Genomic DNA, 14,064 nt, shown 5'->3' on the forward strand with positions numbered 1-14,064 from the left:
CCTCCGTCCCCCCTGCGCGTCCGTGTGGATGCGGCTCGCCCCCTGCTCGTGCGCGCGATGATCGCCAGCCGCGTGCAGCGCGACCTGGGGACAGATCGGCGGGGCCGCCGGGATGACGCACCAGTCGGCCCACGAAAATGAGCGCCGGACGAGCGGCATGGGCGGCAAGCGGGCCCCTGGGGCACAGCCGGGGTGAACCCGTGGACGCATTGCGGAACGCGGCCAGGTTGGACGAGTGGTACGCCCGCGGTCGCGAAGCAGGCGACGGCATCGTCACTGGCTCGCGCGGGGTACGCGCGGTCACCGACGGCCTGGACGCCACGGACCGACCACAGCGGGACTGGGAGGAGGACCGTCCCGAGCGTCCGGCGACCGTGACCGCGATGCGTGCCGCGCTCGCCCATTACAGCGACCACGAGTGGGCGATCGGCCGCTGCGGTACCTGGTGCAGACCCTTGCCGCCGCCGGCGAGCTCCAGCGCGAGCAGACCTACGACGGACTGCGGGCAGCCGAGGCGAAGGGCAGCAAAGGCGGGCGCCGCCCGGCCGTCCCGGCCACGACGACCGACACCGTCCGGACCTCCTACCTGGAGGGCCGTTCGATCGCCGCCCTTGCCCGCGACCACGGCGTCAGCCGCGGCGCGATCCGCACGGCCGTCGTCGACCTCCTGCCCGACCACACTGCCATTGAGGAGGTTGCCCCCCCGGAGCCGCCGGTCACCCTCGAGATGCCCGGCAAGGTCGCCGACTTCCTCCGCACCACCGAACTGGACCCCGCCGAGCGGGCCGCGCTCGACCAGGGGATGACCGTACGGCGCGGCGAGGGCTACACCCTGCGCGTCAGCGCCGTCCCCACCGTGCACCGCCAGCTCCTCGACCGCTGCCAGCCGCTCGACGGCGCCCAGGGCGTCCCGGTGGTCCCGGCCCAGCGCAAGGCCCGCCGCGAGTACGAGAACCGGGTCAGCACACTCGCGCCGCCCGGACCATGATCGTTCTCATCGATAACCGCTGTACCGATGTTCCCCGAGGCCGGACTACCGCTGAGTGGGCGGACGCTGACAGGCCGCTAAACGCCTTCCCTGCCACCCTTTCCGGCGCCCGGGTCGTCGGCCGCACCCTGCGGCGTGGTACCCGTCCCCGCTCGGCCCGGCCGCACTGCGCTGTAACGGGTCACCTCAATTCCTTCTGGGGAAGCCGCCGTTCACCTGACCAGTAGGCAATCTCACTACTACATTGGGTGATGTGTCTCACGAACCTTTGCCTCCGCCTGGCGGCCCCCCGCCGCCGAGGCGACGGCAGCGGTTACGGGCTCGCTGGGCCGACCGGCACGCCCTGCCTCAGTTCGGCTTCTGGCTGCTCAGCCGCGGCGCCGTAGTGCTGGCAGCGTGCGGGGTGCTGTACGCCCTGAACGGGTTCCTGATCGGCTGGGCGGACGCCTATGAGGTGATGCTCGGCATCACCTCGCCCGCCGAAGTCCGTCCCCAGTGGTGCGCATGGCTGCTGTCCCTGATGGGCTGGGCCGTAGTCCCCGCCATCGTCGGAGCGGCCGCCGGCTACGTCATCACCGAGCAGATCAAGGCCCATCACGCACGCGAGCTGAGCGACGTGCTCAGCGAACTACGCCTCCTGGCCGCACCCTCCAGCCCTCCGCCGGCCTCCGGAGACGGCTCATGATCACCCTGCACGACGTGTACAAGCAGGGCAGCGAGAACGTCCAGAGGGCAGTCCGGGCGTTCGGCGCCCGTCACTGCCTCAACGGCGCCGCCCCTCCGGACGCCGAAACCGACTGGGAACGGGCGGAACAGCACTTCACCCGTCTGATCGAGATCATTATGGGAGGGGCGGCGCCCTCGCGAGGCAGTACCGCAGCCACCGTGCAGCGGGCCGAGAACGAGGCCATCCAATTCCTTCTGTCGGTCAGCAACGTGCCCGACTACCGCTGTCCCATCTGTGTCATGCGGCAGGCCCCCGCTGTGAGCCCTAGGCCAACGCTGGAGGTGACATGACGGACGACGAACGCGCCGAGCACGCAGCCCGTCTGCGCGGACTGCTCTACCTCGCCTGTCCCGATGCCCGGCCCTGGGCTATCGCTTCCACCGCCGAAGCCATCACCCAGCACGCCGAGGAAACGCCCCGCGAACCAGTACCTGTGGCCGCCTACCTCGACCAGCCCCGGCTGCAGTCCGCTCCGGATCGGCTGGACCTGAGCGGCGCGGTCCTGACCGGTGCGGACCTGAGCGACGCGAAACTGAGCGGCGCGGACCTGAGCCGTGCGGACCTGATCCGCGCGGACCTGCGTCGTGCGGACCTGAGCGGCACGGACCTGAGCGGCGCGGACCTGAGTGGCGCGGACCTGAGTGGCGCGGACCTGAGCCGTGCGAGGCTGCGCGACGCGAAGCTGAGTGGCGCTGGCCTGAGCGGCGCTGACCTGCGCCTCGCTGACCTGGGCGGCGCTGACCTGAGCGGTGCGATGCTGACGGATGCTACAAACATGCGTCTTCCAGTTGGAGCCATCTGGAACCGGGAAACTCTGTGGCCTGCCAACTTGGCATCGGATGTCGCCGGGCACTCCGACCAGGTGAGTCCGGGCGTCTACCAGGTGCGCCGCGGCGGACCGAGCCGGGACCGCGACGCCGTCCGGGTGTGACAGCCCCAGCACAAGCGATCCCAGGTACGTTCAGCACCACGGCGTGCAGCCGTACGGGTATGACGCCGCCGCGGAACTGCTCGATGGCTTCGTTCACGTTCAGGGGCAGCGTTTGTCGACGAGTTTCGGCAGCGGTTCGTGATTAACAAGCGCGTGGATGTTCACGAGAAATGACGGCGCCGGGGGCACTGGCACCGTCCCCGCCTTAGGCCTGCGGGCCACACGCGTCCCGCAGGCACATCGCTCTCTGTGGCCCGTACCTCCACGAGACGCGCACCCGTTACACCCGCACCAAGTTCCACCTGTGGACCGATGCTGATCACGACGGCTGCGAGACCCGCGAGGAAGTCCTCCTGGCTGAAGCAACCAAGAAGCCCCGGCAGGGCAGAGAGTGCCGACTGACCGGCGGCCCGTGGCGCTCCTACTATGACGGCAAGAGCCTCTCCAATGCCGGGCAGCGCGACGTCGACCACGTCGTTCCGCTCGCTGAAGGCCGGGATTCCGGCGCCTCGAAGTGGAACTTTCAGCGACGCGAGCAGTACGCAAACGATCTCGGTGCCAACCGTTCCCTGTGGCTGTCAGCCTTGTCTCCAACCGCGCCAAGGGCGACAAAGTCCCCGCCGAATGGATACCGCCGGCCAAAACCGCCACCTGCACCTATGCCACCGACTGGGTTGCCCCCAAGCTCCGCTGGAGGCTGATCGTTGACCGAGCCGAGAAGAACAAGCTGAGCAGGCTCGTGACTGAGTGTGCTCGCGCGACGGTGACGTACGTCCCGCGCCGTAGATCATCGTGCGCCACGCCTCCTGCCAGTACGTCGGCTGGCGTGCCTCACTGTCTCGTCGGCGCCGAACTTCTTGACCAGCCGCCACCATGTGCGTCGCTCCCCGAGGTGCCCTCCCACGGCCCGACGCTACCGCGCTCCAGCTCGCCACCGACGGCCTGATCATCGCCCCCGGACGCGCCGCTCTGCGCTCAAGCCCTCACTCCACTACGCCTATGACGGTGACGAGCCCTCCCCGTACCGCAACGCATGGGGGGGGACGTCGTGGCCGCGATCGAGGGAGCGTTCACCTCGGCCCGCACCGACCAGGCCGCCGCGCGGTAGCTTCTCGGCCTGCTCACCTGCGGCTGCCGCACGCTCGCCGCCTTCGAGCAGGAACGCTCTTACCTGTACGGAGTCGGCGTCCCCGCTGACTTCCTGCCCTGCCCCCCATGAACCCGGTCGCGTCGATCGTGCCTGACCCCGCGCTCCACATCCTTGGGTGTGGAACAGGTGTCCTGGATTGATCAACTTGGCCTGGAGTCGGCACGGGCCGCGGTGAGCGTATCGGCCCGCCGTCCCACCACGTCGTCACGTCGCGTGGTGTCGCAGCACGTCGCAGGGGGGACGTCCCAAGAGAGAGTCACTTGTCCAACGGCCCTGGTCCTTCCACCCGACAGCCGCCCATCGTGAACGCGTAAGCGGAGGACGTCGCGACAACCCGCGGCGCCCGGCCTCACCGGGAGGAATCGGAACATGAGCACCAGCAAGCGGATCAGCGCGCTCGCAGCCACCACAGCGCTCGTAGGATTGACCACCCTCGGCATCACGGCACCCGCCGCGACCGCCGCGACCGCCGCACCGAAGACTGCTATTGCTGCAGCAGGCGGCACCGCGCCTGCTTGCATTCACCGACACGTCCACACGATCCTTCGTTATGCCAGGGTCAGTAACTGGTGCGGCAAGACCATGCGGGTCAAGGTTCTCGTTGACGGGGACTTCGACAGCCGGTGCAACACGCTGCGCAACGGGTCACACTTCTTTTGGTCATGGGGCTCACACGGGGTGTACCGCAAGACGGTGGTGTGTTGAGCCACTACGCATCGTCACGGCTATAGGGGCCGCACCGTTGTGCTGACCGGCCCGGCGAACCGTTCGTCGTGGCGCGGCTAGCTTGCTGTTGACGGTCGCCAATTGGCGGCTGGCCCCCAGACACCGCAAACGGGCCCCAAATCGGGGCCCGTTTCTACAATTTGGCGCAGGTCAGAAACGGTTACCCAGGTCATTGCGGGAGAGTCCGCCGCCGGCCGTAGGAGCCGGTGCACCTGGCGTCCGGCGCTGACGCGCTGACGCCGACGGCGCCCCGCTCGCGGTGACATGGCGTCACCCCTCCTCTTCGGATGCTGGCAGGGGGATCCCGTCGCCGTACATGGCCACGCGCACCCCCTCTTCGCCGGGTACCCGGTACGGCTCCGAGGGGCCGGACATATTGCTGCGGGCGATCAGGCGGTAGGCGATGGCGAGCGCGGTCGACTCGTCCAGGCCTCCACGGTAATTCGGGCAAGGCCAGGCTGGGTCAGGGGAGCAGGGCGGTAGGTCACATTTGGGCGGACGCGTCCTGCAGCGCGGGAGTTCACGAAATCGCGGAGATTCACTCGCCCGAGCCCAGCAACCCGCCGCGATACCCGCCCTGTCGCCCGGTTACCCGTGGTGGGAAGCGAGCCGAGCGGCGGCTTGAAGGCCTTGGCCATTCCCATGCCGGAGCGGGGCAACTCGTGTCAGGCGCTGGCGAGGAAGTCGATGGCGCGTTCATCCAGCTCGGCCGCGCAGCGTATTCCGCGGGCTCGGAAGCGGGCGAGGTCGCCACGCATGCGGGTAACGGCCTTGCGGGTGCGGACGGAGCGTACGCCGTTTATGTGGTCCAGGGCCCTGTGCCAGGTGGTGCACGCCTGCTCGATCTGGCCGCGCTTGAGCTGCATCTCGGCTCCGGCGACCAGGCCCAGGGCGACGATCCGCGCGTAGGTGCCGGCGGGGCGGGCGCCGGCGGCGCGGCTGTACTGCTCGGCGGCGGTCCGGTAGTCGCCGAGCGCCTCGTAGACCTTGGCGTTGCGCGAGTAGACCGACGCGGCCGGAGGCCCCCAGGCCAGGGCCCAGAACGGCACTTCGTCGCCGGGGTCGGCGGTCAGCAAGATGCTCGCCCGCTCGGCTTCGGCGAGGGCGGTCGTGCGCTTCCCAGCCTTGGCCAGGGTGTGGGCGTGGACGACGCGGAAGGGGGATTCGGTCTGAGCGTCGAATCTGCCCTTGGCGCGGTTCAGCCCCGTCTCTGCCAGGCCGAGACAGTGTTCGGGCCAGTGCAGCTTGAGCCCTTGCATGGCCATCGTGCGCATCACGAATCTCTATGCCCCCACCGCACTTGCGCGGCTAACCCGCGGCCCCTGCATGGTGCAGCCGTTCACCTGCCGTAGCGCCGCTGCCCCTGCGGTCCACTGTTCGCGAATTCTGCTCAACCCGTGTGCGGACGTGGGGTTTTGGCGGAGCGCCGCCCACCTTCCAGCCGCCCGTAGGCGGCCCGCCGCCCGCGGACCGGGTGCCTGCCTACGCGGTCGCCTACGGAAGCTCTGCAACGGCCTGCCCGGTCGCTTCGGTGCCAGAGGCCGAGCCGGTGACCCTGCAGCCGGCCGCGCGGAGCTCCTGGCGTACGGCGGCGGTCGTGGCGGCGGCCCTGACTGTGACGGCGGTGGGCTGCGGAGTGCTGGCGGTGGCCTACCCGTCGCTGGGGCGGGTGTGGCAAGTGGCTGGCTACGTCTCCACGGTTGCGGGCACAGCCGCCGCATTGGTGACGCTGGTCGGCCGACGGAACGCTGCCGGAGCTCGGCAGTAGCTATTGAGGTCGCCGTCAGGGCCTGAGTGCCCCGTTGGAACATCGGAATGCAGATGCCCGCCACCTCGATCTCTTTGGCCGGAGCGAGAGGTGGCGGGCCTTCAGCGAAGTCGAAACCCCGTGCAATGACTGCACGGCACACTCACCGAGATCGTGCGGCTACACACTGTGAGTATTCGGCTTCTAACTGTGAGTAGAGTAGCCAGTCTCCAGTCTCACTCTATGTGCATGTACCGCTGCGCAGCGCCATAATGCCAGCTCAGGTACTCCCTCGCGAGGGAGGGTGTGACGCAACTCACTAGTACTCAGGCCCGCAGGGATGCCTGAGGGGCTGTCGTGACCTGGCTTCATGGACTCTGACGCGGAATCAGTGAAACTGGTCACATAACCATGTGTATCTCGTTGACTCCATAGCGGCAGTGACCTGCGCTCTCTTCCGATTTGTCCCATAAGTGCGATTGAGCGCGGCGTCGCGCCCTCCTCCATCATGGGTCCACCCGGATCCATCATGGGTCCGCTCGGAAGCCTCGATCTCTTTGGCCGGAGCGAGAGGTGACGAGTAACCAGCGAGGTTCGAAACCTTAGGAGGTCACATGGCAGCCGGGCGTGAGACGCCCGCACCTACGCGCCATACGAGGAAGCAGAAGAAGATCCGTCTCCAGGTCGGCGATGATCTGGATGTCTCGATCGGCTTCTACGTATCCCCGCGAGCCTTGGCTCTGATCGGTACGGCCGTCTCGGCCGTCGGCGGGTACAGCGGATACCTCATCCAGCGATAGTGCGGTCTGGGGCCGCCGGAGTTCCGACTCTGGCGGCCCCGGGAGACAAGACCGTGCACGCCAAACGCCCGCTCCAAGGCTCCGGCCGACTCCGCGATGTCGATCAGCCGGTACGCAGGTCAGGTGCGCTTTTTGCGACCCTCGGGGCATGTGCAGGTTCGGCAGAGTGAAGCCCGTTCTGGCAGGGCCCATGCTGACCCAGTGCTGACTTTTCTGATGGTGAGTCAGGTACGTGTTTAGGGGGACCTCGTATCCGGCTTGGCGCGCTCGGTGTGCAACGTGGGACCCGTGCAGTGGGCAGAACGGTGCTGGCAGTGCTGTGCAGGAGCAGTGCGGGGCAGCCGGAGACCAGCCAGGGGCGCCAGTGGTCACCGAGCAGGCGGGTGTCCGAGTCGACCATGTCCTCGGGATGGCAGCCGAGCCGCCAGCCGTCGCGGTGGGGCCGCAGTCCGTTCTCCAGCAGTAGCGCCAGGGAGCCGCAAGCGAGGACGAGGTCCTCGCGGGTAGGGGCGACGTAGGGCAGATCGAGCGGGAACGACAGCGGGGCAGGAGAGACGACGGACAGATAGGCGGGCCCGTCAATATTGATCAAGGCGCTTACCGCGACGGCCTGATCCGCGGCCAGATGGTAGCCGTTGATGGCGCCGAGGGAGTGCCCGAGGACGGGCAGGGGGCGCTGATCAAGGCCCAGGTGTGCGAGTAGGAGACGGAGGTCGCCGAGATACCCGTCCCGGTCGTACCGCTCCGCGCGGTCCGAGTCCCCGTGCCCCTGCTGATCGGGCGCGAACACCCGCCACCCCCCGGCACCCAGGGCACCGGCCAGCTCCGCGAAGTCAGCGCCTTCACCGAGGTGCCCGTGCAGCGCGAGCAGGGGCCGGCCCTCGACGGGACCGAAGTCGAGGAAGGAGAGGCGACGGCCGTCGGGGTGGTGAGGCAGGCACGCATGGGTGGGGCCGAGGCGGGACTGGTCGGCACGGCTCTACCGTACAAAACGAACGCTCCGAAGGCGGACCTGCAGCAGGTGCTCGCCGCAGCCGAGCAAGCGGACGAGAGCCCGGTGCAACACTGGCCCGGTAGCCATCAGCTCATATACGTGCTCCGAGGACGCCCCGCCTCGTGAGCAATCGCCGGAATATTCGAGTGCGGTGTACGGCTCGGCGCTAGATTCTGATCGCCCTTGCCGGGTGAGCGAGCACGCCGCACATCAGATGAACGTGTCCAGGCCGACTCAGAGATCATTTGCGGGACAGCGCTTGGGCAACAGCGATGGGTGGGCCTCCCATCTGCCAGTCGAACGGCGTTGCCCATCGCCTGACACCGCCGTCCTCGCCGGCCCCTTCGACCTGCCGAGGGATTCGCTGGTGCTCAACTGCGGTACGGCAATAGCCGTACCCGCCCATGTCTCCCTCCGCGCGTCCCGGCGCAGACCGGTATCTACGGGGCGTCGATGCCTAGGAACCCGGTGGGCTCAGGCTCGGGACCCAGCCCGTCGAGATCATCCTGCGGGTCTTCGAACCGCCGCACGACCTCAGCGACTTCCCTGTCGCTGGACTCGATGCAGAAGTCGTTGCCCTCAGGGTCGGACAGCACCACCACGGCCAGTCCACAGCTCCGATTCGTCCAGCGCTTCTCGACGACCCTGGCACCCAGGCCCGTCAGCCGGGCCACCTCGGCCTCCAAGGACCCCTCGACAGGGTTCAGCCACAGGCGCGTTCGGTTCCGTGCACGCCCCGCTCACGATCAGTCTGTCGCCTATCTCACCGGCCTGGCAGTGCACCGGGCCTCGGCCACCTATCGAGGCGAGGGAAAGACCGATGCGAAGGACGCCTTCGTCATCGCCGACCAGGCCCGCATCCGCCGTGATCTGGGACTACTCAGGCCCCGGTGACGAAATCGCCATCGACCTGCGCACCCTGACGACTCGGCGCCTCGACCTCGTCTTCGACCGCACCCGACAGATCAACCGTCTGCGGGCTCAGCTGCTGGAGATCTTCCCGGCCTTGGAGCGGTCGCTGGACTTGACCAACAAGGGCCCGCTCATGCTCCTGACCGGCTACCAGACTCCGGCAGCGATCCGCCGCACAGGTGCGAAACGAATCGAGACCTGGCTGAAGAACCGGAAAGTGAAAGGCGCCGCCGCACTCGCTGCTTCTGCCGTGGACGCCGGCCAGGCCCAGCACACCGCGCTGCCCGGAGAGAAACTGGCCGCTGCCATGGTGGTCCGCCTCGCGAAGGGGGTGATGGCCCTCGACGAGGAGATCGCGGGACTCGACGCTCTTATCGAGGACCGGTTTCGCGAGCATCCGCACGCCGAGGTGATACGCAGCCTTCCCGGCATGGGCGCCAGGCTCGGCGCCGAGTTCATCGCCGCCACGGGCGGGGACATGGACGCCTTCGGCAGTGCTGACCGCCTGGCCAGCTTCGCCGGCCTGGCCCCGCAGCCCCATGACTCGGGCCGCGTCAGCGGCAACCTTCGCAGGCCCCGCCGCTATCACCGCGGTCTGCTGCGCAGCATGTATTTGTCGGCGCTGGCCAGCCTCAAGTCGTGTCCCGCTTCCAAGGCGTACTACCAACGAAAACGTGGTGAGGGAAAGGGACACAAGCAGGCTCTCCTTGCTCTCGCCCGCCGACGAATCAACGTCTTGTGGGCGATGATCCGTGACAGACAGTGCTACCAGGCTTCACTGTCCGCTGCTGCAACGGCTTGACATCAGCATTGGGAAGTCCCGTAAAGATCGCCGGGCGTCGGTGGTGGGCTATCTCGTGACCGCTCGGGCTACGCCGCCACGTCCGCACGCTCTCGCCGTCGGGCAAGCCGTCCCGCGAGTCTGGTTGCGTTCCATCGAGTACGCACGTGCCGCGGCATGCATGGGCAGGGCGAACTGGGTGCGGATCGAGCCCGCTCCGCGACCACAGCTTGGCTGGATCTGAGGAAGAAGCCTCCGCCGTGGCCGACAGCCTCCGAGTACGGCGCCCGGATCTGACGACACCATGACCTGGGATGCCGCGTCCGCTGAGAGACCCCGCGAAGGTGACTGAGCCTACGTGAGTTCCTTTCGCATCCACGTGCACATCGTCTCGTAGCGGCGCAACGACCCATCAGGGGCTTGCTCGTCCCACGAGTCCGGCTGACGGTCGTACGCGACATAACCCAGCCTTTCGTATAGCGCACGTGCCCGGGGGTTGCTTTCCTCCACACCGAGCTCGGCCTGCCGCAGACCGCGGCTCCTGATCCGCAGTTCTGCGGATTCAACAAGGAAGGTGCCGATCCCGCACGACTGCAATGCGGGGTGGACTGCCAGCTGCCACAAAGTGCCGACCCCCTTCTTGACCTGGTAGTCGACGCCGCCTTTCGCCACAGGGACGTCCGTTGCAGGGCAGACCGCAAGGTAGTCGACCTCGCCGGTCCGGACACGTTCCAACTGCTTGGCGACGCTGGCCAGGTGGAGGTCAGACCCTGCCCACCCGCACGACGCCAGGTCCGCATGCACCAAATCACGGGCTGACAGCTTCAACACAACATTGATCATCTTCAGTACCTCCGGCAAGCCAGCATCCATGCCGATCACACAGGGCGCAAAGCCGTTTCCTCTGCCCACACTCCTGGCTCACGGGTCACCGCTGCTCAAGCAATCAGACGAACGCTGCTACTGAAAGCGAACGGAGCCAGCTGCGAGAGGCCACCGCGAATGGCCGGCAGTTGAGATGATCTTGCTGTGTCTGGTGTGATCACGGCGTCCGAGCCGTCCTGGATAGCCCCGTTCACCGGGCTGAGCCCGCGGCAGTTCGGCAAGCTGGTCACCGCGCTGCGGCGCGAAGGTGCGGACCCGGTCCGCAAGGGTCGGCCGTGGAGCCTGCCACTGCACGATCGGGTCCTGCTGGTCACCGCTTACTGGCGAACGAACCTGACACTGCGGCAACTCGCTCCGCTGTTTGGGGTATCCAAGTCTGCTGCGGACCGGATCGTCGATCAGCTCGGGCCGTTACTGGCCCTGCGGCAGCGCAAGCGATTCCGCAAGGAGACCGTGCTGATCGTGGATGGCACCCTGGTTCCCACCCGTGATCACACGTTCGCCGAGCAGTCGAAAAACTACCGGTACTCCACCAACCACCAGGTCGTCATCGACGCCGACAGTCGCCTGGTCGTCGTGGTCGGCCGACCGGTGCCCGGCAACCGCAACGACTGCAAGGCATGGGTGGAATCCGGGGCCAAGGCCGCCGTCGGCAACACCATGACGATCGCCGACGGCGCTACCCGGGCACCGGCCTCGTGATGCCCCATCGGCGCCGCAAAGGCGAAGACCTCCCCGACTGGAAGCAGGCGCACAACAAGTCCCACAAGCAGGTCCGCGCTCGGGTTGAGCACGCCTTCGCCCGCATGAAGACCTGGAAGATCCTGCGCGACTGCCGCCTCAAGGGCGACGGTGTCCAAGACGCCATGAGCGGCATCGCCCGCCTCCACAACCTCGCTCTCACCGGATAGCCAAGCGAGCAGGACAACGATCGACCTCCCCCCGTACCCATCCGAAGAACAGTTACGGGACAAGTCTTAGGCATCGACCCGGCCGACAAGCGTCTTTACGTCGCCACCCATGAGGGCGTCTTCACCCCGGGCAAGGGCGGCCAGCCCCAGCGCGTCGGCAACAGCAAGGACGACTTCATGGGTTTCACCATGGCCGGGCGAAGACCTTCCTGGCCAGCGGGCACCCCGCTCCAGGCAGCGACGAACCCGCGAACCGCGGGCTGATCGAAAGCCGCGATGCCGGCAAGACCTGGAAGACCAAGTCCCTCGGGGGTGAGGTCGACTTCCACGCCCTGGACTACGAGAACGTACCGTCTACGGCTACGACAGCACCAACGGGCTGCTGCGCGTCAGCGAGGACGGCGTCCACTGATAACCGGGCCAAGCTCCAAGCACTCGACATCGCCGTGAACCCCGCTGATCCCGACACCGTCCTGGCCACGACGGCCGACGGCATCGCTAAGAGCACCGACGGCGGCAAGACCTTCGCCGACGCCGCGCAGCCCGTCATGGCGTTCGTGTCGTGGGGAGCGAAGGACGCGTTGTACGGCATCGACGCCACCGGCGGCCTCCACCGCAGCACGGACGCCGGGAGAACCTGGAAAGAAGACCGGAGCCGTGCCCGGCGGGCCGCCGCAGGCACTCACCGCCGTCGGCGCCCAGCACGTCCTGGCGGCCACTGAGGACAGCGTCTACGAATCGAAGAACGGCGGGAAGACGTTCGCCCAGCGTCTCGCCACCGAACCGGCCAGCGGACACTGAACCGGCGGGCGGCCGGGCCGCGCAGGGAACCTCGTCATCACGGCACGTCCCGGTCCGTCCGCATTCGGCGAACAGCCCACCCAGCCCGGCTCCTTACGCCGTCTTCCGGCCGCGATGCGCATTCCGGGCAACGGGGACGTCGCAGCAGGCATCGGCAGTGCAGTGCACCAGGGCCGCGGCGATGATGACGGCGCCCCACAGGCCCCGGGCGACGGCGGGCGCGGCTGGTCCTCACCGCGGGCAAGACCCCGAACCGCGGGATCAAGCACGCGACTTCGGCAGGTCCGGCGCAGCGTCAGCTGAGTGCGCTGCCCGCGACCCACTCGTCCCAGCCCATGTTCCAGCCATTGAGGCCGTTGTCCGGGGCGACGGTCTTGTCCTTGGAGTGCTTGATGATCACGACGTCGCCGACCAAAGAGTGGTCGAAGAACCAGGCGCCGGGCTGCCGGCTGTCGTCACCGCCTTTGACGTCGTTCAGGCCCACACAGCCGTGGCTCGTGTTGACCTTGCCGAAGACCGAGTCGGCACCCCAGTAATTACCGTGGATGAACGTGCCTGAGGTGGACAGCCGCATGGCGTGCGGCACGTCCTTGATGTCGTATGCGGGCTTACCGTCCTTCTTCTTGAAGCCGACGCTCGAGCCGTTCATGTGGAGCTGTTTGAACTTCTCGGAGATCACCATCTGGCCGTTGTACGTCGGGTTCTCAGGGCTGCCGGACGAGATCGGGATGGCCTTGATCGTCCTGCCGTCGCGCACGACCTTCATCTGCTTGGTCTCGGCGTCGACCATGCTGACCTGGCTCCGGCCGATCTTGAAGGTGACGGTCTTCTGGACACCGTCACGGCTGAGCTTGACGGTGACGGTGGAGCCGGCCTTCCAGTAGTTCTTGGGGCGAAAGTCCAGGCGGTTGCCGTTGAACCAGTGGCCGACGACCTGCTGGCCGCTGGTCGAGCTGACCTTGATTGCGGACTCCACGGCCGCCTTGTTAGTGATCGCCTTGTCGAAGGTGATCGACACCGGCATGCCCACGCCTACGGTCGACCCGTCCTCGGGGGAAAGGTGTCCGATGAAGTTGTTGGCCGGCGAGACGGTGGCGAAAGTGGAGTTGGCGGTGGCGGAGCGGTCCTTGCCATCCTCGGCCTCCGCGGCGACCTGGTACGTGGTGGCCCGCTGCAGCTGACTGTTCGACTTCCACAAGGTGCCGTCCGCCGACAGGGTGCCCGGGACCTCCGCACCGGTCGCGACGGCGGTCATGGTCACCTTCGTGAGCTTGCCGCCGCTGACGGTGACCTTGACGGGGTCATTGAGCCCGACGTCGTACGCGCCGCCCTTGGGGGAGATCTCGATTCGGGCGTCGGACGCATCCTTGGCGGCCGCCTGGTTCACCGGTGCCTGCGTTTGCGGGGGGCTCCCGGGGGCGCTGCTCTTGGGGGCGGCTTCGCTGATACCGCCGAATGCCGTGAGCGCCACCACACCGCTGAGCACCGTGCTCGCAGCCGCCAACGTGGCACGTCGATTACTCTCCGCCATCACGCGCTTCTCCATTGCTGCTATCCCGGAACGCTTACAACTGGTCGCCACCATCGATCGATTTGATTAGTATTTGCATATATTCCTCCGCTTCTGGGTGCTATGTGGGAATCATCACGAAAGTGGCCTCCCTTATGGGTGGTGGTCCACTGCGTGGCGCGGTAGGCCAGGACCGCTACT

General features: G+C 67.4%; 13 protein-coding genes and 3 pseudogenes. 10 read left to right on the forward strand and 6 right to left on the reverse strand.

Features of this window, described 5'->3' with window-relative positions:
• The first annotated feature begins 418 nt into the window (after window positions 1–418).
• The 5 genes from ACZ7MX_RS34725 to ACZ7MX_RS34745 all read left to right on the forward strand — a co-directional run bounded on the left by ACZ7MX_RS34725 (window position 419) and on the right by ACZ7MX_RS34745 (window position 4,501).
• Window positions 419–988, forward strand: a complete 570-nt coding sequence (locus tag ACZ7MX_RS34725; protein ID WP_472138065.1) for a hypothetical protein — start codon at window positions 419–421, stop codon at window positions 986–988.
• 253 nt (window positions 989–1,241) lie between these two features.
• Window positions 1,242–1,673: a DUF6313 family protein gene (locus ACZ7MX_RS34730; protein ID WP_472138067.1), complete on the forward strand. Its 432-nt coding sequence runs from the start codon at window positions 1,242–1,244 to the stop codon at window positions 1,671–1,673.
• On the forward strand, window positions 1,670–2,005 hold the full coding sequence (locus ACZ7MX_RS34735) for a hypothetical protein (RefSeq protein ID WP_472138069.1): 336 nt from the start codon (window positions 1,670–1,672) through the stop codon (window positions 2,003–2,005). The genes ACZ7MX_RS34730 and ACZ7MX_RS34735 overlap by 4 nt, the downstream gene beginning before the upstream one ends.
• Window positions 2,002–2,646 (forward strand): pentapeptide repeat-containing protein, encoded by a 645-nt coding sequence (locus ACZ7MX_RS34740; protein ID WP_472138071.1) that lies wholly within the window; start codon window positions 2,002–2,004, stop codon window positions 2,644–2,646. Before ACZ7MX_RS34735 ends, ACZ7MX_RS34740 begins: the two co-directional genes overlap by 4 nt.
• 1,519 nt (window positions 2,647–4,165) lie before the next feature.
• Entirely contained in the window at window positions 4,166–4,501 is a 336-nt protein-coding gene (locus ACZ7MX_RS34745; protein ID WP_472138072.1) for a hypothetical protein, read from the forward strand.
• Between the two features lie 291 nt (window positions 4,502–4,792).
• Here ACZ7MX_RS34745 and ACZ7MX_RS34750 read toward each other — a convergent pair whose 3' ends face one another.
• The 3 genes from ACZ7MX_RS34750 to ACZ7MX_RS34760 form a co-directional block, all read right to left on the reverse strand.
• Entirely contained in the window at window positions 4,793–4,897 is a 105-nt protein-coding gene (locus ACZ7MX_RS34750; protein WP_472138074.1) for a hypothetical protein, read from the reverse strand.
• 290 nt (window positions 4,898–5,187) lie between these two features.
• A complete protein-coding gene (locus tag ACZ7MX_RS34755; protein WP_472138076.1) occupies window positions 5,188–5,796 on the reverse strand; it encodes a tetratricopeptide repeat protein in 609 nt (202 codons plus the stop codon).
• Between the two features lie 1,376 nt (window positions 5,797–7,172).
• Window positions 7,173–7,940, reverse strand: a complete 768-nt coding sequence (locus tag ACZ7MX_RS34760; protein WP_472138187.1) for an alpha/beta hydrolase — start codon at window positions 7,938–7,940, stop codon at window positions 7,173–7,175.
• Here ACZ7MX_RS34760 and ACZ7MX_RS34765 point away from each other — a divergent pair.
• A complete protein-coding gene (locus ACZ7MX_RS34765; RefSeq protein WP_472138077.1) occupies window positions 7,833–8,189 on the forward strand; it encodes a hypothetical protein in 357 nt (118 codons plus the stop codon). The genes ACZ7MX_RS34760 and ACZ7MX_RS34765 overlap by 108 nt on opposite strands.
• A 314-nt stretch (window positions 8,190–8,503) precedes the next feature.
• Here the strand turns inward: ACZ7MX_RS34765 and ACZ7MX_RS34770 are convergent.
• A pseudogene (locus tag ACZ7MX_RS34770) lies at window positions 8,504–8,782 on the reverse strand (VOC family protein); the annotation flags it as partial.
• A 22-nt stretch (window positions 8,783–8,804) separates the two neighbouring features.
• On the opposite strand from ACZ7MX_RS34770, the pseudogene ACZ7MX_RS34775 reads away from it, so the two are divergent.
• Window positions 8,805–9,777 (forward strand): annotated as a pseudogene (locus ACZ7MX_RS34775) (IS110 family RNA-guided transposase); the annotation flags it as partial.
• Window positions 9,778–10,110: 333 nt separating this feature from the next.
• Here the strand turns inward: ACZ7MX_RS34775 and ACZ7MX_RS34780 are convergent.
• Window positions 10,111–10,629: a GNAT family N-acetyltransferase gene (locus ACZ7MX_RS34780; RefSeq protein ID WP_472138188.1), complete on the reverse strand. Its 519-nt coding sequence runs from the start codon at window positions 10,627–10,629 to the stop codon at window positions 10,111–10,113.
• 156 nt (window positions 10,630–10,785) lie between these two features.
• Here ACZ7MX_RS34780 and ACZ7MX_RS34785 point away from each other — a divergent pair.
• Together ACZ7MX_RS34785 and ACZ7MX_RS34790 are read left to right on the forward strand one after the other, a co-directional pair.
• Window positions 10,786–11,552 (forward strand): annotated as a pseudogene (locus tag ACZ7MX_RS34785) (transposase).
• Between the two features lie 657 nt (window positions 11,553–12,209).
• Window positions 12,210–12,353, forward strand: a complete 144-nt coding sequence (locus ACZ7MX_RS34790; protein WP_472138079.1) for a hypothetical protein — start codon at window positions 12,210–12,212, stop codon at window positions 12,351–12,353.
• Window positions 12,354–12,648: 295 nt separating this feature from the next.
• On the opposite strand, the gene ACZ7MX_RS34795 is transcribed toward ACZ7MX_RS34790, so the two are convergent.
• A complete protein-coding gene (locus ACZ7MX_RS34795) occupies window positions 12,649–13,740 on the reverse strand; it encodes a L,D-transpeptidase (protein ID WP_472138081.1) in 1,092 nt (363 codons plus the stop codon).
• Between the two features lie 73 nt (window positions 13,741–13,813).
• On the opposite strand from ACZ7MX_RS34795, the gene ACZ7MX_RS34800 reads away from it, so the two are divergent.
• On the forward strand, window positions 13,814–13,954 hold the full coding sequence (locus ACZ7MX_RS34800; RefSeq protein WP_472138083.1) for a hypothetical protein: 141 nt from the start codon (window positions 13,814–13,816) through the stop codon (window positions 13,952–13,954).
• Window positions 13,955–14,064: the final 110 nt, after the last annotated feature.

The organism is Streptomyces sp. NPDC107765 (assembly GCF_055657085.1).

Bases quoted from the DNA above. Each gene is read 5' to 3' on its own strand.
- ACZ7MX_RS34735 (WP_472138069.1), top strand. From the start codon at position 1,670: ATGATCACCCTGCACGACGTGTACAAGCAGGGCAGCGAGAACGTCCAG.
- ACZ7MX_RS34740 (WP_472138071.1), top strand. From the start codon at position 2,002: ATGACGGACGACGAACGCGCCGAGCACGCAGCCCGTCTGCGCGGACTG.
- ACZ7MX_RS34745 (WP_472138072.1), top strand. From the start codon at position 4,166: ATGAGCACCAGCAAGCGGATCAGCGCGCTCGCAGCCACCACAGCGCTC.
- ACZ7MX_RS34750 (WP_472138074.1), bottom strand. From the start codon at position 4,897: ATGTCCGGCCCCTCGGAGCCGTACCGGGTACCCGGCGAAGAGGGGGTG.
- ACZ7MX_RS34755 (WP_472138076.1), bottom strand. From the start codon at position 5,796: ATGCGCACGATGGCCATGCAAGGGCTCAAGCTGCACTGGCCCGAACAC.
- ACZ7MX_RS34780 (WP_472138188.1), bottom strand. From the start codon at position 10,629: ATGGATGCTGGCTTGCCGGAGGTACTGAAGATGATCAATGTTGTGTTG.